The following is a 22,446-nucleotide window of genomic DNA, read 5'->3' on the forward strand; positions in this document are numbered from 1 at the left end:
AGATACCCTATAAAAAAATCCAACAGGACAGTTACACAGAACAATTTACAGGATCAAGATGTTTTCTTAAAAAAATTCTATCATGACCGTTTAAATAATTTTTTATAGTCCCGATAGGTTTATAACCTTGCTTAATATAAAACTGTTCAGCTTGAAAGCTAAAAGTATCTAAGGTGGATTCATAGATGTTATGTTTAACCGCCTCTATTTCTACTTGTTTAAGCAACATAGAACCTAGACCCGCCCCCCTGTGACGTTCATCAACCCAAAGCACATCTACATATACTGATGTGGGAAATGAGTAGACAGTGGCACCTGCAACTATCTCATTGTTCTCATTTTTTGCATAGATGGAAAATCTCTGTGGTTGCCCACCTGCGAATGATTCATTGTATCGGCGTATCCCTTCACTAATCACTCTATTTTGTTTTTCTAGCACCTTGCTGTCAGTAACCAGTTCAAATTGATAAGATATTTATTTTATCCCAAACTATTTATCTTTTATTTTCAATAAGCATATCTCGTTACCATCAGACCGAATCATATAAATAGGGAGTGTGATATGTCAGCCAGTGCTCATGAAGTGCAATCATCAATCTCAAAGGTCAAACGTCAGGATTTTGCCAAGGAACTGGATACTCGCGATGCTCAGGTGCGTATATTGCGAGGCGCCTTGGCTTTTGCCGAGTCAGAGATGCTTTATGAAATTTTTCCGGGAATAAATGGTAATATAAGAATCACCAACTTTGATGGACTGCCTATGGAGCGTATTAAGCATCACATACAGAATGATGGCGTTGGATCGTTGGAAAATGAACTTCAATTACTCTGGAACTCCGCCATTGGAGAAAAAAAGGTCGCCCCAAAAAAAGACGAATTTTTTAAGGAATACTTCTATCCCGTCGATTTAACACTTAATTTTGTGATGAGAATACCTTCCACAGATGGAGGCGAAAGGCGAACTTGTCATGTTGATATCCAGTTTCTTGGCGTGCAACTACCGGCAGACGAAGCGCTTAAGATTAAAACCAATAACCCCGAGCTGTTTAAACCTAAGACCAGCTTGTCCTGCCAGATTTCCTGATCGGCTATCAGGCGTAGATACTGTCTTTAAACGCAAGATAAATTTTCATTAAAAGGCAGTTTACTTTTTAACACTCCAAAGATGATATGAGCTAATTTGCGCATTACAGCACAAACAATAGTTTTAGGAGTTTTTCCATTGTTCTGAAGTCTGGTAACGAAGGCAGATAGTCCTTTGTTATGTCTTTTAGCTACTAATGCGGCCATATAAAGAGCTTTCCTGAGACGACTATCACCTAATCTCGAAATAGTTGTTTTTCCAAACAATTTCCCGGATTGGTGTTGCTTCGGAGTGATCCCAATGTATGCAGCGAATTGTTTGGTGGTTTGAAAGGAGCTGACATCAGGCATGAGTGCTAGCACACGAAAGGCTGTGAGTTTTCCAATGCCTTTAATACTCGTTATTAACCTCATGTTCCTGTTTAACATGGGCTCCTCATTAATTAATGCAGTCATCTTTTGTTCCACTAAACTTACTTCTTTTTCTAGATTTTTAATCCATTTAATTAACAGGTCGGTTGCCATGCCTTCATGTAAGCTATGTAATTGGTTATTTAGTTGTACCAATTGGCCTTTAAGCATATCTAATAATTTCATTAATCCTTTTAACTGCTTTTGAGCCTCAGAAGTAGTTACATACACTCGGGGTTGCATACATTTACAAAATTCGCGAATCACCCTTCCATCGATGATATCGTTTTTATTTCGCGCTAAGGAAGCTTTTGCAAAGTTTTTGATTTGATATGGATTAACCACACTAACCTTGATGGATTTTTTTAATAAAAAATCAGCAATGCCCTCACTATAATGTCCGGTAGCTTCCATGCAAACCCAAGGTGACGTGGAATTTTTGGTAAGCCATGCAGCAAATTCAGCATGACCTTTGGCATCATTAGGGTAGACTGAATGTTTGTAACGATTATTAATAAAAGTAGCTACATCAAATTTATCCTTGGCAACATCTACACCTACATATTCAGTCTGATCCATGTTAATCTCCGATAGCGTTAAATACTTGGCGATTATTTATCAATGACCATGCTTGTTCATGCAGGCTTACTTTGAAGGGTGGCCTAAGATACTGTTCGGTCGATAGATAATTGGGGAGAAGGTCCTATTCTACGCCACAGGCTTTATGCCTTGCCTGGATTCAAGATCTCTTCTCCCATCCCAAGTGCCCTTGAGATTAAGCTTTCTTGCTTACAATTTAAAGATACAAGCCTGGGAGTAGGCCCAAAGGGCCGTATCCCAGGTTTTCATTGTTATGCCAGCTTAAGTTCACCACTCATTTACTCTCCAAACTCACTTAGACCAACCTCTTTCACTAATTTTATGGCAATAATCCATTTTCAACTTAAAAGTAACCCTGGGATACGGCCCTTTGGGCCTACTCCCAGGCTACGCCAGCTGAACAGATTCACAACTCAACTTATAAATATAAAATAAGTTTAACCAGGTTTTCCCAGGGTGGTTTGTTCATCTTCCCAGACTGTTAACCTTGGCAGTTCTGGGTATTTATCGTTATACTCCTTGATATAACCAGACCATACTTTATGATCATTTCTATAATTCGCATCTCTTAAAGCTCGGACGCATTTCTTCATTTCGGTCCTTAGCTCCTGAATCATTTGCCCAGTAATAATTTGATCCAGTTTGTTTTTAATATTTCCATGTTTAAAAAAACCTTTCCCACGGTTAGCAACTTCGGTTTTTATTTCACGCAGATCTTCTCTCAACTGTTTTAAGGTATCTGTTTTACGTTCAAAATCATCAATAATTCGCATTGAAAACTCTTTGTCGAGCGTTGGATTTTCATGCGTATTCAGAATAAGGAGTTCTCTTGCCATTACGTCTTTAAAAGTACTTTCTATAGCACTGAATTTTCCATGAATCTCAGCAACTGATTTAAAATGGCGAGTGGTTCCCATCATTTGCTCCGTGAATACTGGCAGACACCTATATTTTAGTCAATTTGGTGCAAATTTCAACTCAAGATCTTAGATAAAAGGGCCATTCAGGTCCGATCTTGTTTTTGCCCTTTAAATAAATAACCTCACCAAACAAAAAGCAAGACCAGGCAATATATACTCACTTGGTAAAAAAAATTACTCGATGATAATGTTGTCCGGTTCAGTCCTAACACCAACAGTAATATGGAATACAACTTGTTGCCCTTTAAAGTTAGGCTTTGGATCAAGGTAATATTTTTGACGAAAAACAGTTAAAGTTGGCGAGGTAACGGATAATGCAAAATACTCTTTTAATCCAAACTTGGCCTTTATCAATCCATCAACTCTAAAAAAGTGCTTTTGACCAATGTGTGCTCGATTCAAAGTAACATTTTCTTCAGGATAAATAACAGAAATATGTGCGCCAACATCTTCAGGTAGCCTAAAATAATCAGGCTTATCTATATCATAATGGGCACTCAGTATCGGGTGAATTAAATGGATGTAATCATCATCTATTTTTAAATAGCAATAGTCATCACGCTGTTCAAGCAGCCCTTCTGTTTTTAAAGTGCCGGCTTTATTGAGCGCTGTTTTGCAAGATAAGTGGATCATATTATACTGCTCAAAATGTTCTTTCATTTAATCTTGCTCGGTCACACGTACATCAAAGGCCAGATATTTTTCATTTTAAACCATAATTTCTTAACGCAAAAGGCAAGACCTGCTCTTTAACGATCCCGTAAGTCCATCAACATAAATAAAAAGGTAACTTCATTAGTTCATTTATACAGTCGTTTCATGAAACAGCGTTCCATATATGTCGAGTTAAATGGAAAAACAAAGCAAATAAAAATTTAGGGCAAATACATGATGCCCTTTATCATTTTTAACAAAAAATCAGATCCAATATTGAACCGATTAATGCACCACAAACCATAATGCACTAATATTTATTACATGGGACATGTGGTACAATACGTACTGCAAGGCACTAACCGTAGTAAATAATGGAATCCATAATGCAAAATTGTTCCTGTTATCTGATAGGTGATGATCACTTAATGATTCAGTGCGCTGAACTTCTTTTGAAGAAAAAGTACCGCATTTTAGGAATCATATCAGCACTTGATGCAGCACGAAAACTGGCTGAAGCACATCATATTAAGCACTACACTTCTTTAGATGAGGCAACTGAATCGTTACTCGTCACCGATTTTGATTATTTGTTCAGTATTATCAACGGGACTATTGTACCCCCAATAATTATTGAACGAGCACGCCATTTAGCCATTAATTTTCATAATGCGCCTCTGCCCCGATACGCTGGGGTACATGCACTGTCATGGGCTATTTTAAACAACGAACCAGAACACGGCGTCACCTGGCATGTAATGAACGAACGTATTGATGAGGGAAACATACTGAAACAAGCCCGATTTCCTATTGATGCTCAGGAAACCGCCTTAAGCTTGAGTTTAAAATGTTATACCCATGCCTTGTCTTTATTTAACGAACTGATTGAGGATCTACAAAACACATCCATTACGTCAATCCCGCAAGACATCACGCAAAGTAGTTATTACAGTTTTAAGCAAAAGCCACCAGGTAACGGGTGGCTTAGTTGGGAGCAACCCGCATGTGACATCGTGCGTACGGTCCATGCCTTGGATTTAGGTCACTATCATCATAACCGCCTGGCCACACCCAAAATTCAAATTGACAACACCGTATATCTTGTGGCGCGAATGCATCAGCTTGGTAGGGGCTCAGAAGATCGTCCAGGAACACTTGTGGCACTTCATCCTCATGCCTGGCATATCAGCACCAAAACTGATCTTGTTAGCTTAGAACAACTGATGCTACTCGATGGAACGCCGTGCACTCTTTCTGATTTAGCGGTAAAGCATCAGCTTAAAAAGGGGATGCATCTTGCCTCGCCTACCCAAACCCAACGCAACCATTTTCATTATTTTAGTGAACACCACGCCCCCAAAGAGTTGTTTTGGGTTCAGGAATTAAGTACGTTCCAACCCGCCTATTTGCCTTTTCAACCAAAACACAGCGAGCAGTGCATTGATGATGCTTTAATCTCTGTCTCGCAGCTTACTGTCGATAACACGTTGAAGGCACAATGGACAAAGTTGCCTGAAAATGTTGAAACGATGGATGTGCTCTTAGCAACTTTATTTATTTATTTGTATCGATTGGGAAATAAAGAATCGTGCGCTCTTTGGTTATACGACTCACAAGACGCCATGGTGCCGGATGATCTCACTTTATTTTTTGCATCATTCCTCCCCTGTTCGCTTCTCCTTGATAACCGCTTCACCTATGCTAAAGCCATTCAGCAAATTCACATGATGCGTACAACGCGTAAAAAAATGGGGACTTTTCTACGTGATGTCTTTTATCGATACCCAGAACTTTCTCAAACAGAACATCATCAGGCCCCTTTGGCCCTTTATGTAGGCACAGAAAAGCAATGCGCCACGCCCAAAAACCTCGTTAATGCCTCTGTGCTTATTACGATTTCATCCGATACGAACACCATCACCTGGTGGATTAAAGAATCGATGGTGGATCATAATAAGGCACTTATTTCAGTGATAAAAAATGCTCAACGGCATTTAAATCATCTGATACAGCACTTAAATACAACGCAGCATCAACCCATTGAGACACTTTCATTGATGGATGAGGCTGAACGTCACCTCATGCTGAATATGGGAATACCTAAATGCTTTGTATATCCCAAAGATAAAACAATAGTCCAAATATTTGAGGCTCAGGCTCAAGCAACCCCAAATCACACAGCGGTCGTGTATGGAGCAAAATCACTAACCTATGAATCACTGAATCATCAAGCGAATCAATTAGCACGTTGCCTGCAAAATAACGGAGTCATGCCTAATACCTATGCTGCCATTTGTACTACCCAGGAACTGCATTTAATTATCGGTTTATTAGCCATCTTAAAAGCAGGGGCTGCCTACATTCCCATCGATCCTAATTATCCCAAAAAGCATATTTATTCAATTCTTAACGACAGTAAACCCAGTCTTTTATTAGCTTCTCATCATCTGAGTCAACGAGTTGAAGACGACTGTGCGGAACTGGGCGTTCCTATCGTTCTTTTCGATGAACTGGCATTATTGATGAAACAACAATCCTCAGCCAATTTGGATCTAACAGACATTTCTTCTTCAAGCCTCGCCTACATCATGTACACCTCGGGCACCACAGGCAACCCCAAAGGAGTAATGATTCCACACAGAGGCATCACGCGGCTGGTAAAAAACACAAATTACATTGAGTTTAAGGAACACGATAAAGTGGCACAAGCAGCGAGTATTAGCTTTGATGCTGCAACGTTTGAAATATGGGGAGCCCTTTTAAATGGTTCAGAACTTATTGCCGTGCCTCATGCTGTCTTACTGGATGCCAACAAATTCAGTTCTTTTTTAGAAAAAAAACGCATTACCATCCTGTGGCTTACATCTGCTTTATTTAATCAACTCTCAGCTCAGGATGCATCCATGTTTCGTCATCTGACCTATCTTCTTGTTGGTGGCGATGTACTGAATAAAGAACGTATTATGAGCGTGATCCAATGCGAACAAGGTACTCCCGAATACGTTTTAAATGGCTATGGACCAACAGAAAACACCACGTTCACGACGACTTACCACATCACAAAACTCGATGAATCACATGAGACCATCCCGATCGGAACCCCCATTGCCAACACAGAGGTTTATGTTCTTGATGAGCAACTTCAACCGACCCCAGTAGGTGCTCTTGGAGAGCTGTATATCAGTGGTGATGGATTAGCACAAGGCTACTTAAATCGACCTGAATTAAACGAGCAAAAATTTATTCAAAATCCTTTTCAAACCAGCACTAATTCAGTCCTCTACAAAACAGGAGACAATGTTCGTTGGATGCCTAATGGAACTATTGACTATTTTGGGCGTCAAGACAATCAAGTCAAAATAAGAGGCTTTCGAGTAGAACCTGAGGCCATACAGGCTCATTTACTCCATCACCATGCCATCAGTCAATGTGCGGTGATTACCTCAAACAGTGCCAATAACACCAAGGTATTGGTTGCCTATATGGTCTGTACTGAAGAGGTGAGCGACGAAGAAATTCGTCTCTTCTTAAAAAATCAACTTCCTGTATATATGATTCCAAGCTACTTTGTTCGCCTCGATAAAATGCCATTAACCCCTAATGGCAAAGTGAATTATAAAAAACTGCCCACACCGGATATCACCCAATTCGCTGTAGGGAGTAATTATTGTGCTCCTGTAACTGCCACAGAACACGCATTAGCTGAACTTTGGAGTACGTTACTGGGTATAACAAAAATTGGCGTGGAAGATAGTTTTTTTGATTTAGGAGGTCATTCCTTATTGCTGACTCAATTAATCTTGAAAATTAAAAATTTATATCACATCGATTTACCTCTGCCTGAATTTCTTGAACACCCAACCATTAAGCATTTAAGCCAATTGATTGAAGGAAATACCTTGTCAACACGTGCCGTGAATCAGCTCATGCTGCGCGACCGGTTTTTACATAGGGAACTATCCCTGGCGACCCCGTTGTCGCATCCTCAGGATATAAATCAGGTATTACTGACCGGGGCATCAGGATTTCTTGGAGCTCATTTACTCTATACGCTCTATCACCACTCTCAAGCAACAATTTATTGTTTAATTCGTGCCCAAAATGAAGACGAGGCTATAGAGCGGCTCAATACAACCATGGCTAAATACGATTTTGATTTATACTGTAACGAACGAATTATTCCCTTGGTTGGTGATTTAGCAAGTCCCAATTTAGGACTGTCTTCTTCTAATTTATCACAACTATCTAAAACAATTGATGTCATTGTGCATAATGGCGCTTCGGTCAATCATCTTTACCCTTATGAGCAACTAAGAGAAGCCAATGTAAGAAGCACTCGTGACCTCATCGCCTTTGCCGCAAAAAACAAAGCGAAACCCATCCACTTTATTTCTACTCTATCGGCTGTAAGTCATTTTCTGGATGAGTCGCATTCTATCGTGGAAGACTTTATGAGAGTAGACAATGACATCCCTCCCCCTCAAGATGGATACAGTCAAACTAAATGGGTAGCAGAGCAGCTTCTTTCAGAGGCAGCACATCAAGGCTTATTAATTAATATTTATCGCCCGGGATGGATTGTAGGTCACAGTCAAACAGGCGCATTTAACGCTCAAAGCAATCACTTATTCCTATTACTTAAAGGATGCATTCAACTTCAAGTCGCTCCCGACTGGGATCTCATGTTGGATATGTTACCTGTAGATACTATTAGCAACGTTATTGCAAAAAGGATTCTTCTTGGGCCACAAACCAACCGTGTCTTTAATCTGATTAATCCCAACAAACTGCCCTGGAGGCAATTAATTCATTATATAAACCAACGCGGCTATCCGGTCGCATTAATTGATCCTCAACAGTGGAAGCAAGAACATGTTCAATTCATTAAAGAAGATAACGCGCTGTATAGCCTTTACTCCCTGTACATTAACAGTCAAAATGATGATTGGATGAAGGGGTTAGCCACTATCTCTCGTGCCAATAACTATAATACACATAATGCATTTAATGAGGTAGGGCAAATAATGCCCTCTTTAAATAAAGAACTATTGGATGTTTATTTTAATTATCTGGAAAATGAAGGCTTTATAAAGCCCCCTTTAACTCATTAATCTGTTTGGGGATAGCCAATGAAATGGAGAGCAGACATTGATCATGAACACATCACAAAATGTATATCTTGAATCCCTACTCAAGAATTTAAAAGACGTGGTTATATTTTTGTCATCCGATGGCATTATTGAAGAATTAAGTCCAATAGCAGAAGAGTATTATTCCTGGAACATAACGAACATAAAAGGGACCCAATTCTCCACTTTATTATCAGAAGGGAGCCCATTTTCATTCTCAGATTTTGTTGCCATTCGTGATAATGGGGCATCTATTGTAACCATTATAAACCACAAAAATCTTAAAATTTATCTGTCCTGGTCAGTTGTTCCGCTAGCCAATAGCTTGGGCTGGCTGCTTATAGGTCGTGATGTTTCAGACAGCGACAAGCATGATGTTGTTCACCATACACTTTATTCCCAATTAGAAAAAATATCAGCTTGTGTTCCCGGTAATTTTTATTGGAAAAACACCGATGCTGAATATTTGGGATGTAATGATACTTTACTTAAAACCTTAGGACTTACCTCCATCAAAGACATTATTGGTAAAACAGACAAAGATTTATGGCCTGAGCAGGCACAAACGCTGAAACAGAACGATCAGCAAGTCATTCAGACAGGAAAAACATTATTTTTAGAAGAAAAAGTAACGATGAACGGCCAAGATCGGTACTTTACAGTCATTAAAATGCCTTTATTAGATGATAGGGGCAACACTATTGGTATTTTAGGTAATTCACTGGAGATTACAGAACTTAAAAATACTCAAGCCGCACTGCAAATAGCCATAGAAAACGCCGAGGCTGCGAATCGAGTCAAAACGGAATTTATCGCTAATATGGGGCATGATATACGTACCCCGCTGACAGGAATCATTGGGTTTTCAAACCACTTAAAAAACCATATTAAGGACATTCAATTCAAAGAGTGCGCCAAACAAATTCATGACAGTGGGGAGCAATTACTAGGGTTGCTTAATTCAGTCCTGGACATGATAACGGCAGATAACCTGAATGAAAACAGTTTAATTAGCGAAGTTTTTGATGTACATCGCCTTATAAACGATGTCCTTGAGCTGGAAGTTCCAGCAGTTCAGGAACATCATTTGGCTATAAAAACACAAATCGATGAACGGATCCCTCATTATCTTATTGGCGATAGGATGAAATTACACCGAATATTGCTTAATTTAGTTGGAAATGCTATCAAATTTACTCCCAAAGGCCAAATTGAAATCAGTGCAACTTTTATTGAACAAGAACATGAAACCATCACCATCCAATTCAAAGTAAGTGATACCGGAATTGGAATCCCGTTGCATTTACACGCTAAGGTCTTCGAAAGTTTTTTTAAAATTAGCCCCTCGCACAAAGGAGCCTATACAGGAAATGGCATTGGTTTGCACATTGCTCAGAAATATGCCGAACTGTTAGGTGGTGACTTAAAGCTTGAAAGTACTGAAGGGATTGGAACATCCTTTTTCTTTTCCCTAAAAATGAAATTAGCTAATAAAGACTTAATATGTTCTTCTAAACATCAAAATACTGCTGTATTGGAAGAGACGCAAACAGTTCAGTCTGCCTTAATAGAACCACTGCATGCACAGCAACTTCATGTACTTTTGATTGAAGATAATGAATCAGCATTAAAAGTATTAAAGATGATGATAGAACCCTATAGCACTCACATCCGTACCGCGGGCGATGCAGAAAGCGCGATGTTATTCGTTAGAGAATCCCCGTTTGATTTGATTATTTCCGATATTGGGCTGCCCAATATAAATGGCGATGAACTTGCCAGCACTATTCGAGCCTTTGAAAAAGAGCATCAACGACGACCTTGTTATATTGTCGGGCTAACAGGTCATGCTTTAAATGATATTATGGATGACTGCATAAAAGCAGGAATGAATGAAGTCTATCGAAAACCAATGAATAAAGACGCTTTAAAACAAATCATCAATCATTTTAATATACCTGATTTGCGGCAATTGCAAGGAGAAGAAAAAGAAGCGCGTATGCAGCAAAAATCACTTATTGAAGGCGAAATCCCTAAAAATGAAAAAGATTTTTTTGATTTAAACAAATTTCCAATTTTTGATATTTCTGAAGCGTTAAAATTTGTAGGGACGGAAGCGATGCTAACCGAGGTTTTGACGGTAATGAAAGATCAGTCCGTTCCGGATGATTTAAAACTTATGACTCAGGCGTATGCTGAATCTGATTGGGAAAAAGTACAGCAAATAGCCCATAAAATGAAAAGCGGAGCCATTTATGTAGGAGCCGTCCGAATGAAAATGGCATGTCAATATCTTGAACGTTATTATAAAGTCGGACAAAGAACATTATTAGAGCCTCTTTATCAGCAAGCATCTGTTGTTATAGATCATACGATGGAAACAATTAGCGATTACTTAAAAGGTTGAACTTCACTTCCATGTTGAAACCCATTCTTTTTTAAATGAGGTTAACATACCCCTTTAAATCCTTGTTAGTCACTTAAATTTTCAATACAAATGGTTTATAGTTGAATGCTTGGTTGAAAAGGGAATTTTAATTATGCTCAAACGAATCATTTTATTTATTTCTGTCTGCACTTTATTTCTATCGCCTTTTTGTTTTTTGCATCCTGTATACGCAGAGGATGTTGCCAGAACAAATCAATATTGGTGGCCCAATTTGCTGGATCTTAGCCCTCTTCGCCAGCCAAATGCCACTTCTAATCCAATGGGTACAGATTTTAATTACGCACAAGCATTCAATAGCCTTGATTTGAATGCATTGATTGATGATCTCAAAAAACTAATGACAAGTTCTCAGCCGTGGTGGCCTGCTGACTATGGCAATTATGGCCCTTTATTTATTCGGATGTCATGGCACGCAGCAGGTACTTACCGAATTTACGATGGTCGAGGCGGAGCCAATGGTGGGTTTCAACGATTAGTTCCGCAAAACAGCTGGCCAGACAATGCAAACCTCGATAAAGCCCGACGTTTGTTGTGGCCAATTAAACAAAAATATGGCAATAAAATATCTTGGGCAGATTTGCTTGTTCTGACTGGAAATGTTGCTATGGAATCCATGGGCTTCAAAACCCTGGGATTTGCTGGTGGTCGAGAAGATGCATGGGAAGCTCTTAATATAAACTGGGGTTCTGAAGGAAAATGGTTGGAAAGCAATCGCCATACTCCGGATGGTACTCTTCAAAAACCACTTGCCGCTTCAGTTATGGGCTTAATTTATGTTAATCCGGAAGGTCCAAACGGAGTTCCTGATCCTCTTGCAGCAGCAAAAGATATTCGAGAAACTTTTGGTCGCATGGCAATGAATGATGAAGAAACTGTTGCATTGATAGCTGGTGGGCATGCATTCGGTAAAACTCATGGCGCAGCATCTACCCAAAATCTTGGGCCAGCTCCTGCAGGTGCCGACATTGAACAACAAGGTTTTGGTTGGAAGAACAGCTACGGCACTGGTAACGGCAAAGATGCTATTACGAGTGGCCTGGAAGGAGCTTGGACAGTCACACCGACCAAATGGAGCCATAATTATCTGCAAAATCTGTTTGCATTTAACTGGGTGCAAACAAAAAGTCCTGCTGGAGCCACTCAGTGGATTCCTGATAATAAAAATGCGTCCAATATGGTGCCGGATGCTTTTGACACGAATGCACGTCATGCCCCTGTGATGTTAACAACGGATCTGGCGCTTAAATTTGATCCTGTTTACAGCAAAATAGCCAAACGATTTCTCGATAATCCCGATGAATTCAATGAAGCCTTCGCGAGAGCTTGGTTCAAACTAATTCATAGAGACATGGGGCCAAAATCGCGTTATCTTGGCCCATTAGTCCCCAAAGAAACGATGATTTGGCAAGATCCCGTACCAGCAGTTGATTATAAGATGGTTGATGAAAAGGATATTGATCTGCTGAAAACACAAATCGTTAATTCTGGACTAAATAATGCTGAGCTTATAAAGACAGCCTGGGCTTCAGCGTCTACATTCCGTGGTACAGACATGCGTGGGGGTGCCAATGGCGCAAGAATTCGGCTTGAGCCACAGAAAAATTGGGAGGTAAACGAGCCAGCAACTTTAGCTAAAGTTTTAAAAGCCCTCGAAAGCATTCAAGATAATTTTAATAAAACGCAAACAGATGGCAAGAAAGTATCGCTTGCTGACTTGATTGTCCTTGGAGGTAATGTTGCCATTGAACAGGCAGCAAAGAAATCTGGCTACACCATTAAGGTTCCATTTGCACCTGGACGCACGGATGCTTCACAAGAAATGACCGATGTGAATTCTTTTGAAGTACTCAAACCAACCGCGGATGGTTTTCGTAATTACTTTGATAAGAGTAATCAAAAATCCCCCCCTGAAATGCTCGTCAGCAAGGCAAGCTTGTTGAATTTAAGTGTTCCTGAAATGACTGTTCTGGTTGGAGGAATGAGGGTGCTCAATGCTAATTCGGGGAACAATCAGTATGGGGTCTTAACTGATAAACCTGATGCCTTAAGTAATGATTTTTTTATCAATTTGTTAGATATGGCCACCGAGTGGAGAAAGTCCAAGGATGAAGAAGGCGTCTATGAAGGTTTTGATAGGAAAACAGGCCAATTAAAGTGGAAAGCTACCTCAGTAGATCTTATCTTTGGAGCCAACTCTGAATTAAGAGCTGTTGCAGAGTTCTACGCGACTAATGAAGCCAAAGAACAGTTCGTAAATGATTTCATAAAGGCATGGGTTAAGATCATGAATGCCGATCGATTTGATCTCAAAAACAAGCTTGCAGCTAAACAAAACAGCAACTAACAAAATCAAAATAAGCTAATATCGATGCAGCTCTCGTAATATTATGAGAGCTGTATTTTTAATTTTTATATTCTATATTTATTTAAGGTACATCAGGTGAACCTTGTATGTTGACTTACTTAAAAAAAGGTTGGAATGGAGAGTTGACCTTTTTCCAAATTATTTTTGGGAGATACTCTAGTTCTTATCTTTTTGATGGAGGAGTTGTATATATCGGTTTTTACATTCTACTGATATGCGCCTTAGTAAACCATCCATGGAATATCAATAACATTTGGCTGTATCCATTATTACTGTATTCGATAGGTTTCTATATATGGCTGTTAAAAGCATTTTGGGGGTCTGCATATCAAACAACTCATTTTTATAGCTTTATATTGATACGTATATTTACTATTCTCTTGCCCATATTTTCAATTTGTTTATTCTTTTTGATACTCATCTATTATTTTGTATCTGCGCTATTTGATTTATACAATTAAGCCTATAGCGTAAAACCAATTCTGCAGACTATCCTAACTATTTTGCACCCTTTCTCGCCATTTTCCTGCCAAGCTAAAATAGTAAATTTAAGCTAGAATTATAATAATGATAGGCTTTTGGACATCTTGTTATTTTTATAATAAGTGCTTAAAAGGATGATACTTTATATGGCTCAATTATGAAAAATGATTTATAGAGCATCCTTTATATTATCTGGCGGAGATTGCGGTGTTAATACAACCCGTTCAACCTGTAAATGTTACCGTTAAAATTGGCGATAATATACACGAATGCCAAATGATCAGCCTATCTGACACCGAGCTGGTTTTAAACTGTAACGATTATTTAGACAAGGACAGCCAGGTATTGTTTATTGCCCGCTATTTTCGTGGAGCGGCGATTATACGTGAAATAGACTTTATAAAATTCCATTTCACGTATAAATTGGAGATCGAAAACATACAATTTCAACCGGGCTTATTAATCAACACCCGGTTATAACTTGGATATAAAGAATTATATTTATAGCCAATAAACAAATAAGAATAAAAACAACCACACAACGTCTACAAAATGCCAATACCAAGCAACACCCTCAAATGCAAAATGCCGCTCTGGAGTAAAATGACCACGTTTGCAGCGTATTAAAATAACAATCAGCATAATGGTACCGAGCGTTACGTGCAATCCATGAAAGCCTGTAAGCATAAAGAACGTTGTTCCGTAAATACCAGCAGCTAAAGTTAAGTTCATTTCAGTATAGGCTTCATGATATTCATAGGCCTGGAGCAACAGGAATAATATACCCAATGCAATAGTCAGGGACATTCCAACTAATAATTGAGTACGCTTGTTCAATTTTAAAGCCCAATGAGCCCACGTAATCGTAACCCCTGAAGTTAAAAGTATCAGAGTGTTGATTGCAGCAAGGCCCCAAGCACCCATAGCTTCATGGGCACCAGAGAAAATTTGATTATTCGGGTTATCCAGTAATGGCCATGCTGCTTTAAAATCAGACCACAAGGTATAATGAGTTATCGGGTGTATTTCACCACCTAAAAGGGGAACAACCCAAAAGCGGGCAAAAAACAGAGCACCAAAAAAAGCCCCAAAGAAGCACACTTCGGAAAAGATAAACCAACACATTCCCCAACGAAATGATCTATCGACTTGCATGTCGTAAAGACCTTTACCATTTTCATAAATAACCTGACCAAACCAGCCAAACATCATAAAGATAAGGATACACAGTCCCGCAGTGAATATATACGGACCATACCAATCAAGATGAAGCCAGGAAGCAGCTCCTACCAGAGTTGTAGTCAATCCAATCGAGCCCACCAAAGGCCAATGACTAGGCTTGGGGACATAATAAGTACCGTGTGCTCCCATTCTATTTTATTCTCCTGTATCAATAAATCAGGCTGCAAAAGCTGATTTATGGTCTGTTTATAGTGCAAGATTTATATTTAATAACTTGTTCATCGGGAAGATTTGATTTACGGAGATGTTTTATCTGTATTGGAACCAGATAAGATCCCCACGTTCTAATTCATAATTCTTCCTGACACATCAAACAAGGTATAAGACAAAGTAACCGTCTTAACGTTCTCTGGTAACTCTGCATCCAGATGAAATAACAACGGCATGTTCATTGCCTCATGTCCGTTCAAGGTCTGCTGAGTGAAACAAAAGCATTCTGTTTTTTTCAAATATTTAGCGGCAATTCCTGGAGTTACGCTGGGTATTGCTTGAACCGTCATTCTATGATCTGTTTTGTTTTCAGCATAAAAAGCAAGCCGGGCAATTTCACCAGGGTGTACCCGTATTTTAGAAATTTTAGGATAAAATTCCCAAGGCACACCGCTATTATTTGTTGCAACAAATTCAACCAATACTTCCCTTTCTTTATTAATTTTTGCTTTGCTCACATCATAAGCAACTGCCTCTGGATTTGTTTTGCCATTGATACCTAAGGTTTTGCATAAGCTATTATAGATAGGTACCAAGGCGAAACCAAAAGCAAACATTCCCAAAACAACAAGAGTTAATATGATGAGTAGTTTTTGTTGCTTTTTTACATTATTCATTAAACCCCACCTTTAGTGAATCTCAGGTGGAGTTGTAAAAGTATGGTAAGGTGGTGGAGATGGCAATGTCCATTCCAAACCATGTGACCCTTCCCAAACTCTAGCTGTAGCTACATCCTTTTTAGTACCTCGTTTTCTTACAGTTCCTATAATGTTAAATAAAAACAGTAACTGGGAGAAACCAAAGATGAATGCCCCAATAGTAGCAATCATATTAAAATTAGCGAATTGCAAAGCATAATCCGGTATCCTTCTTGGCATGCCTGCAAGTCCAAGAAAATGCATGGGGAAAAATGTCAAGTTTACGGAAATAACGGACAGCCAGAAATGCCATTTTCCCATACGCTCGTTATACATATGCCCGGTCCATTTCGGCAGCCAGTAATAGGTAGCAGCAAGGAGAGCAAATATAACCCCGGGTACCAACACATAATGAAAATGTGCCACAACAAAATAACTATCCTGATACTGGTAATCAGCAGGTACTAATGCCAACATCAAACCGGTAAATCCGCCTATAGTAAACAGAAATACAAATGCCAAGGCAAAAAGCATAGGCGTTTCAAATGTCATCGCCCCTTTAAACATGGTACTGACCCAGTTAAACACTTTGATGCCCGTAGGAACCGCAATAAGCATGGTGGTATACATGAAAAACAATTCAGCGCCCAAGGGAACGCCAGTGGTAAACATGTGATGCACCCAAACAATAAAGGATAGGAGGGCAATACTTACAGTAGCATAAACCATAAAATGATAGCCGAATAAAGGTTTGCGACTGAAGGTGGGAATAATTTCAGAAATTACTCCAAATGCGGGCAGAACCAATACATACACTTCTGGATGTCCAAAAAACCAGAATATGTGTTGAAACAGAATCGGATCACCACCGCCTGCAGCATTAAAGAAACTGGTTCCGAAATGTCTGTCAGCCAACATCATCGTAACAGCACCTGCCAAAACAGGCATAATCGCGATCAATAAAAATGCGGTAATTAACCAGGTCCATACAAACATGGGCATTTTCATCAAAGTCATGCCTGGAGCACGCAGATTCAAAATTGTTGCGATAATATTGATCGAACCCATAATCGATGAAAGTCCCATCATATGAATGGAAAAAATCATAAAATCGGTACTGGGAGGCGCATATTTTGTTGATAGTGGCGCATACATTGTCCATCCAAAATTAGGACCACCGCCCGCATGAAACATTGTAGAAAATAAAAGACAGAATGCGAATGGCAGTATCCAAAAACTCCAGTTATTAAGTCGAGGCAAAGCCATATCAGGGGCGCCTATCATCATAGGAATCTGCCAATTCGCCATACCTGTAAACGCGGGCATGACTACCCCAAAAAGCATGATCAGACCATGCATGGTGGTCATTTGATTAAAAAAGTTAGGATCTACAAAACGATGTCCAGGTTGAAACAGTTCAGCCCGAATAACAAGAGCCATACCACCAGCAACAAAAAAACTAATCATGGCTAACCATAAATATAGGCTGCCGATGTCTTTATGGTTTGTGGTAAACAACCAGCGTTTCACAAATCCCATAATTCCTTTACCCTGTTCTGGACCGTGCTCATCATGAGACGCTTCTGCATGCGCTAATGCCTTGCTCATTGTAAACCTCCTGCTTTAGCTTTATTAACCATGGTAGGTTTTTTATTATTACTTTCTCGCAACTTCGCAACATCTGATGGTTGAATTTCGTCGTCAGTATTGTTACCCCAAGCATTTCGCTCATAAGTTGTTATTGCTGCAATCTCTTCATCAGTCAACTGATCTTTATAAGGCATCATTCCAGCAGATCCCGGAATACCATTAAGAATCAGATCAATATGACGTGAAATAGGCTTGCCTACTGCAACTGAACTGCCTTTCAAAGCAGGGTACATAGGCGGAAGACCGGTTCCATCAGCTTTATGGCAGGCGGAACAGAACTGTTCGTATTTTTGTTTACCCAAGGTCATTAATTCATTGCGGGACATTGTTTTTTGATCGGCTGCCTGAGTTTCTGTTCTGGCATACTGATCTTCAATTTTATCCTGCTTGGCAACCCAATCATTGAACTCATTTTCACTTACAGCCTGAACTACAATCGGCATAAAACCGTGATTGATACCGCACAATTCAGCACATTGCCCCCTGTAAACTCCAGGCTTTTCTATTCTCGCCCATGCTTCGTACATGAATCCGGGAATTGCATCTCGTTTAATTCCAAGTTCAGGTACCCACCAGGAATGGATTACATCGTTTGAAGTAACCAGAAAACGAATTTTTTTATTGACTGGCAGTACAAGCGGTTTATCTACTTCCAGCAAATACCATTGGCCTTTTTTCTGTTTATTTTGAATTTGATCATAGGGTGTTGATAAATTACTGAAGTAACTTATGCCTTGATCGAGGTATTGATATTGCCACCGCCATTGATAGCCAACAACCTTAATTGTAACGTCAGACTCTGAGGAATCATCCATTCTTATCAATACCTGGGTAGCAGGAATTGCCAAACCCACCAGTATTAAAAAGGGTATTATTGACCATACGATTTCAAGACGAGGGTTGTCATGAAATGATGCAGGCTTATAACCTTTGGATTTTCTGTGGTGAATCAGGGAATATATCATTACCCCGAAGACAACTACACCAATTACGGCACATACAGCCATACACACCATATGCAAATAATACATATCATGGCTTAGCGGAGTAACCCCTTTATACATATTTAGCTGCCAGTTATCTGCAGCTGCCCAAACTGATTGACCCGATGCAAAGCCACAAAGCATTATTACGAATCTACAGATCTTTAACCTGTTTAACATCCCAATCCCTCATCTCGTCAAGTAGTCGGGAAAACCCGACTCATTTAAATCGATTTAACCAGTACAAAAACCTATCAACCTACCACAAGGAATAATTTCCATCGGTTTTGGATTGACTGACCATATACTTGATTGCCTCTATCACTTCATCTGTAGTGCATTGATCGCAACCACCATTTTTAACATGGTCTTTGCCCTTAACCGTATTTTCTATTAAAACATCCATATTTTTGGCAATTAAAGGTGCCCAGGCCTGTTTATCACCAATTTTAGGAGCACCCAATTTACCGTCATTATGACAAACGGCACAATTTTCATTGTATATATTCTCACCGCTTGCAGGATACTTTTCGGCACCACCCGCTTTCAAATCAATCCATTGAGCACGAGTCAGGGATTCATTTAATATATAATCCACAGAGGAGATTATATCGTTGTCAGAACAGGTGACACAGGCTCCTTTAACAGGCATCGAGTTAAAACCATGGATCACATGCCGATACAAGCCTGTTAATCCACTGCTTTTCAACCTCATATACCAGTTTGCGGAATCACCAATTACTGGCGCACTCATCTTGCTATCCTGATGACATATAATGCACGCTTTCAGGTAAACCTGTTTTCCTCGCGCCAGAGTTGGAGGCATATCTGAAGGGGATACTCCGTAAAGCTCTTCACTTTCTACAGTCTTCAGATAAGTCGCAATAGCCAACCGGTCTGCATCTGTCAAATGACTTAAGCTGTTGTGGTTTACTTCAGCCATTGGCCCGGCAACGGGTCCTGCGTTATTAATCAGCTCATTGTTTTTAAACACATCAGCAACCTGATCATGTGTGGCGGACTCCAATCCGTACTTGGTAATATTAGGAGCCCAGTAGCCGTCAATGAAACTACCTGTCAGATAATATCTGTTTTTGGGTGCTCCAAATACATTAAGTGGGGTATGACACATGCTGCAATGACCCAGTGTATCCACTATATATTTCCCGCGATTCCATTCAGGTGACTTATCTGCCTGGTACTCGATAGAGTTCTCTTCCGGGAAGAAAAACAGAATATTCCACCCCCACAAAGAGAATCGTGCACCGGGCACTCCAAATGGAAAAGGCAAATCTTTATTTTTCTGATTTATGGCGGGAATACTCATAAAATAAGCATATAAAGCGCGAGCATCATCATCCGTCATTTTGGAAAAATAAATGTAGGGAAATACAGGAAAATAGTTTCTTCCCTTTGGATCCCTGCCATCTTTAAGGGCTCGGATGAAATCTTGCTCAGTCCAGTTACCAATTCCAGTCTCTTTGTCTGGTGTTATATTAGGACTATAAAAAGTTCCAAAAGGTGTTTCTAAAGGAAGTCCGCCTGCATAAGCACCAGTTCCGCCTTTAACATCAGTATGGCAAGCGATGCAATCACCCATCTTTGCCAAATATTCACCGCGTTTTATCAATTCCTGCTGTGCGCCAGTTGCAGGAGCAGTAGGAGGATAGCTCGGATAAAAACCATCAATTAATGGTTCGATGGGTTTATTAGAAGCATCTTCAGCTTGTACTGTTTGGCCCATAACGCTGAGCATTGCGAATGATACAGCAACTATAAACTTTTTTCTAAACAAAGAGCCCACGCTCCCTCCTATTTGTTCTTATTTTGCATGCTTCTCTTGAGGAGACAGAATAAATGTCGCATTTTATACTTCTCTGTAGCCAAGATGCAATGTATTCAGGTTGTTAAATGGCCCTTTTATTCAGTTAAGGCTAAGGTGTAAATTGACCTGCATATCACCACTTAACCAAGATGAGCAAAAACAAGCCACGCAATGAATCAGCCCCGGCAAATAACTGCTAACAGAATACCTACTTCACTGTTATAATGACCATTTTTTTAAAACAAGGAATCTCATCATGGCATTCAAACCAGCAATGGAACTGGCGAAGTTACAGCAAGAAAATCGACACGTGGCTACAATTGATGGCCAAAAAATACTATTAATCTGGCACAATGAACAAGTTCATGCAATCCAGTCACAATGTCCTCATCTGAAACTGCCTTTAACCAAAGGCACCATTACTGAAGATTGTGCCATAATCTGTCCATTTCACAAGAGCGAATTTGATTTAAATACTGGTGAAGCCAAATGTTGGTCTCCATGGCCCCCTGTCGTGGGCTCGTTGTTAGGAAAAATTTCAAAAGAAAAAAATTTGAAAGTATATCCTACTCGGATCGAAAACGGGCAAATAATGATCAACATGTCATGACTAATCAGTACAATTTATTGCATCGACTATAAAAGTCCATTGAGGAGCGCGGGATGAGAATTTTGAATGTGATGTTTTCCAAAGCAAACGGAGGACTTGAACAAGCATTTTTAAACTATACCCCCGCTCTTACCATGCAGGGCAACACAGTCATTCCCGTGATTCACCCTAAAGCTGAAATTAAAAACAATTGCCCCCCAGAGCATTTAACAACAATTCACAACTTCAATCAGCATGACTTTGTTGCTGTCTATAGACTAAGACAACTCATTAAACGTGAACATCCGGACTGTATCATTACTCACAGCTATCGAGCTGCTTATTTACTCAAAAAAACCAGGACAAAAGTTCCAAAAATTGCAGTGTGCCATGTTCGAGGTCACTACGATTTTGGAACGGATGCGATCATCGCAATTACCGAGCACATGCGGCAAGAGATTATCAATTCAGGAGTACCGGCAAATACCGTTTATACAGTGCCTAACATGGTTCATATTCCTGAGGAACTAACCTTCAAAGAACCCAAAGAATTCACCATACCCACTATTGGAGTTTGTGCTCGACTAGCAAAAATTAAAGGAGTCGATATTTTTATCGAAGCTCTGGCTGAGTTAAAAAAACGAAACGTTGCCTTCAAGGCTAAAATTGCAGGTGATGGCAAAGACAAAGAGCAATGCATTCAATTAATAAACCATCATGGATTAACTGATGACATTGAATTATTAGGCTGGATAGAAGACAGGCACTCTTTTTACAAGAGCCTCGATATTTTTTGTCTTCCCTCTCGCGAAGAAGCATTTGGGCTGGTCGTATTGGAAAGCATGATGCATTCTTTGCCCATGGTGCTAAGCAGGTTATCTGGCCCCTTAGAAATTGTGGGGGATTCGCAAAGTGCGCTCATGGTGCCACCTGAAGATCCCATCAGCATGGCCGATGCGTTGGAACGCGTAATCACCGAGAAGCATCTGGCAAGGCAGCTGGCATATAATGCCTATCAACGTGTACAACACTATTCCAACAGCATCGTAGCTCCCATACTCCATAATGTATTAGAATCTGTGTGCCGAAACTACCATAAAAGTTACTCTAAGTGAGGCATCTGACTCTTGGTCACCAATAGGGAATCTTAGGGAATTATGCACGTAGATTACTCCAAATACCTCATACTCGCTATTGAGTTCCAATAATTGACTG

At 39.8% G+C, this 22,446-nt stretch carries 16 protein-coding genes; 7 read left to right on the forward strand and 9 right to left on the reverse strand.

The genetic code is table 11. The annotated features are described in order from the left end of the window. Positions 1-31 precede the first annotated feature (31 nt). A complete protein-coding gene (locus G543_RS0100750) occupies positions 32-439 on the reverse strand; it encodes a GNAT family N-acetyltransferase (protein ID WP_238584739.1) in 408 nt (135 codons plus the stop codon). Positions 440-562: 123 nt separating this feature from the next. On the opposite strand from G543_RS0100750, the gene G543_RS0100755 reads away from it, so the two are divergent. Beyond that, the gene (locus tag G543_RS0100755) at positions 563-1,084 is read left to right on the forward strand and encodes a hypothetical protein (protein ID WP_028382817.1); all 522 of its coding nucleotides are present in this window, start codon (positions 563-565) and stop codon (positions 1,082-1,084) included. 26 nt (positions 1,085-1,110) lie between these two features. On the opposite strand, the gene G543_RS0100760 is transcribed toward G543_RS0100755, so the two are convergent. The 3 genes from G543_RS0100760 to G543_RS0100770 all read right to left on the reverse strand — a co-directional run bounded on the left by G543_RS0100760 (position 1,111) and on the right by G543_RS0100770 (position 3,647). Next, on the reverse strand, positions 1,111-2,073 hold the full coding sequence (locus tag G543_RS0100760; RefSeq protein ID WP_035921118.1) for an IS110 family RNA-guided transposase: 963 nt from the start codon (positions 2,071-2,073) through the stop codon (positions 1,111-1,113). A 458-nt stretch (positions 2,074-2,531) separates the two neighbouring features. Then, positions 2,532-3,014 carry a hypothetical protein gene (locus G543_RS0100765; RefSeq protein WP_147286857.1) on the reverse strand — a complete coding sequence of 161 codons (483 nt, stop codon included), beginning with the start codon at positions 3,012-3,014 and terminating at the stop codon, positions 2,532-2,534. Positions 3,015-3,188: 174 nt separating this feature from the next. After that, the gene (locus G543_RS0100770) at positions 3,189-3,647 is read right to left on the reverse strand and encodes a hypothetical protein (RefSeq protein ID WP_065236046.1); all 459 of its coding nucleotides are present in this window, start codon (positions 3,645-3,647) and stop codon (positions 3,189-3,191) included. Positions 3,648-4,054: 407 nt separating this feature from the next. Between G543_RS0100770 and G543_RS0100775 the strand changes: the two genes are divergently transcribed. The 4 genes from G543_RS0100775 (at position 4,055) to G543_RS0100795 (ending at position 14,574) form a co-directional block, all read left to right on the forward strand. Then, positions 4,055-8,779: an amino acid adenylation domain-containing protein gene (locus tag G543_RS0100775; RefSeq protein ID WP_028382821.1), complete on the forward strand. Its 4,725-nt coding sequence runs from the start codon at positions 4,055-4,057 to the stop codon at positions 8,777-8,779. Positions 8,780-8,822: 43 nt separating this feature from the next. After that, positions 8,823-11,204 (forward strand): PAS domain-containing sensor histidine kinase, encoded by a 2,382-nt coding sequence (locus tag G543_RS18245; RefSeq protein WP_051190541.1) that lies wholly within the window; start codon positions 8,823-8,825, stop codon positions 11,202-11,204. 133 nt (positions 11,205-11,337) lie between these two features. After that, positions 11,338-13,590 (forward strand): catalase/peroxidase HPI, encoded by a 2,253-nt coding sequence (katG, locus tag G543_RS0100785; RefSeq protein WP_028382822.1) that lies wholly within the window; start codon positions 11,338-11,340, stop codon positions 13,588-13,590. A 711-nt stretch (positions 13,591-14,301) separates the two neighbouring features. Next, complete coding sequence (locus G543_RS0100795) at positions 14,302-14,574, forward strand: hypothetical protein (protein WP_028382824.1); 273 nt, start codon at positions 14,302-14,304, stop codon at positions 14,572-14,574. A 21-nt stretch (positions 14,575-14,595) separates the two neighbouring features. On the opposite strand, the gene G543_RS0100800 is transcribed toward G543_RS0100795, so the two are convergent. The 5 genes from G543_RS0100800 to G543_RS0100820 form a co-directional block, all read right to left on the reverse strand. Then, entirely contained in the window at positions 14,596-15,465 is an 870-nt protein-coding gene (locus tag G543_RS0100800) for a cytochrome c oxidase subunit 3 (RefSeq protein ID WP_028382825.1), read from the reverse strand. A 155-nt stretch (positions 15,466-15,620) separates the two neighbouring features. Next, entirely contained in the window at positions 15,621-16,163 is a 543-nt protein-coding gene (locus G543_RS0100805; protein WP_028382826.1) for a cytochrome c oxidase assembly protein, read from the reverse strand. A gap of 12 nt (positions 16,164-16,175) precedes the next feature. Next, positions 16,176-17,792: a cytochrome c oxidase subunit I gene (gene ctaD / locus G543_RS0100810; RefSeq protein WP_028382827.1), complete on the reverse strand. Its 1,617-nt coding sequence runs from the start codon at positions 17,790-17,792 to the stop codon at positions 16,176-16,178. Continuing rightward, positions 17,789-18,997: a cytochrome c oxidase subunit II gene (gene coxB / locus G543_RS0100815; protein WP_028382828.1), complete on the reverse strand. Its 1,209-nt coding sequence runs from the start codon at positions 18,995-18,997 to the stop codon at positions 17,789-17,791. The genes ctaD and coxB overlap by 4 nt, the downstream gene beginning before the upstream one ends. A gap of 79 nt (positions 18,998-19,076) precedes the next feature. Next, complete coding sequence (locus G543_RS0100820) at positions 19,077-20,561, reverse strand: c-type cytochrome (RefSeq protein ID WP_420795224.1); 1,485 nt, start codon at positions 20,559-20,561, stop codon at positions 19,077-19,079. A gap of 337 nt (positions 20,562-20,898) precedes the next feature. Between G543_RS0100820 and G543_RS0100825 the strand changes: the two genes are divergently transcribed. Together G543_RS0100825 and G543_RS0100830 are read left to right on the forward strand one after the other, a co-directional pair. Further along, on the forward strand, positions 20,899-21,252 hold the full coding sequence (locus tag G543_RS0100825) for a Rieske (2Fe-2S) protein (RefSeq protein WP_028382830.1): 354 nt from the start codon (positions 20,899-20,901) through the stop codon (positions 21,250-21,252). A gap of 53 nt (positions 21,253-21,305) precedes the next feature. Next, entirely contained in the window at positions 21,306-22,346 is a 1,041-nt protein-coding gene (locus G543_RS0100830; protein ID WP_028382831.1) for a glycosyltransferase family 4 protein, read from the forward strand. The last annotated feature ends 100 nt before the right edge of the window (positions 22,347-22,446 follow it).

Origin of the sequence: Legionella moravica DSM 19234, from assembly GCF_000423305.1 — a bacterium.
Lineage (GTDB): Bacteria > Pseudomonadota > Gammaproteobacteria > Legionellales > Legionellaceae > Legionella > Legionella moravica.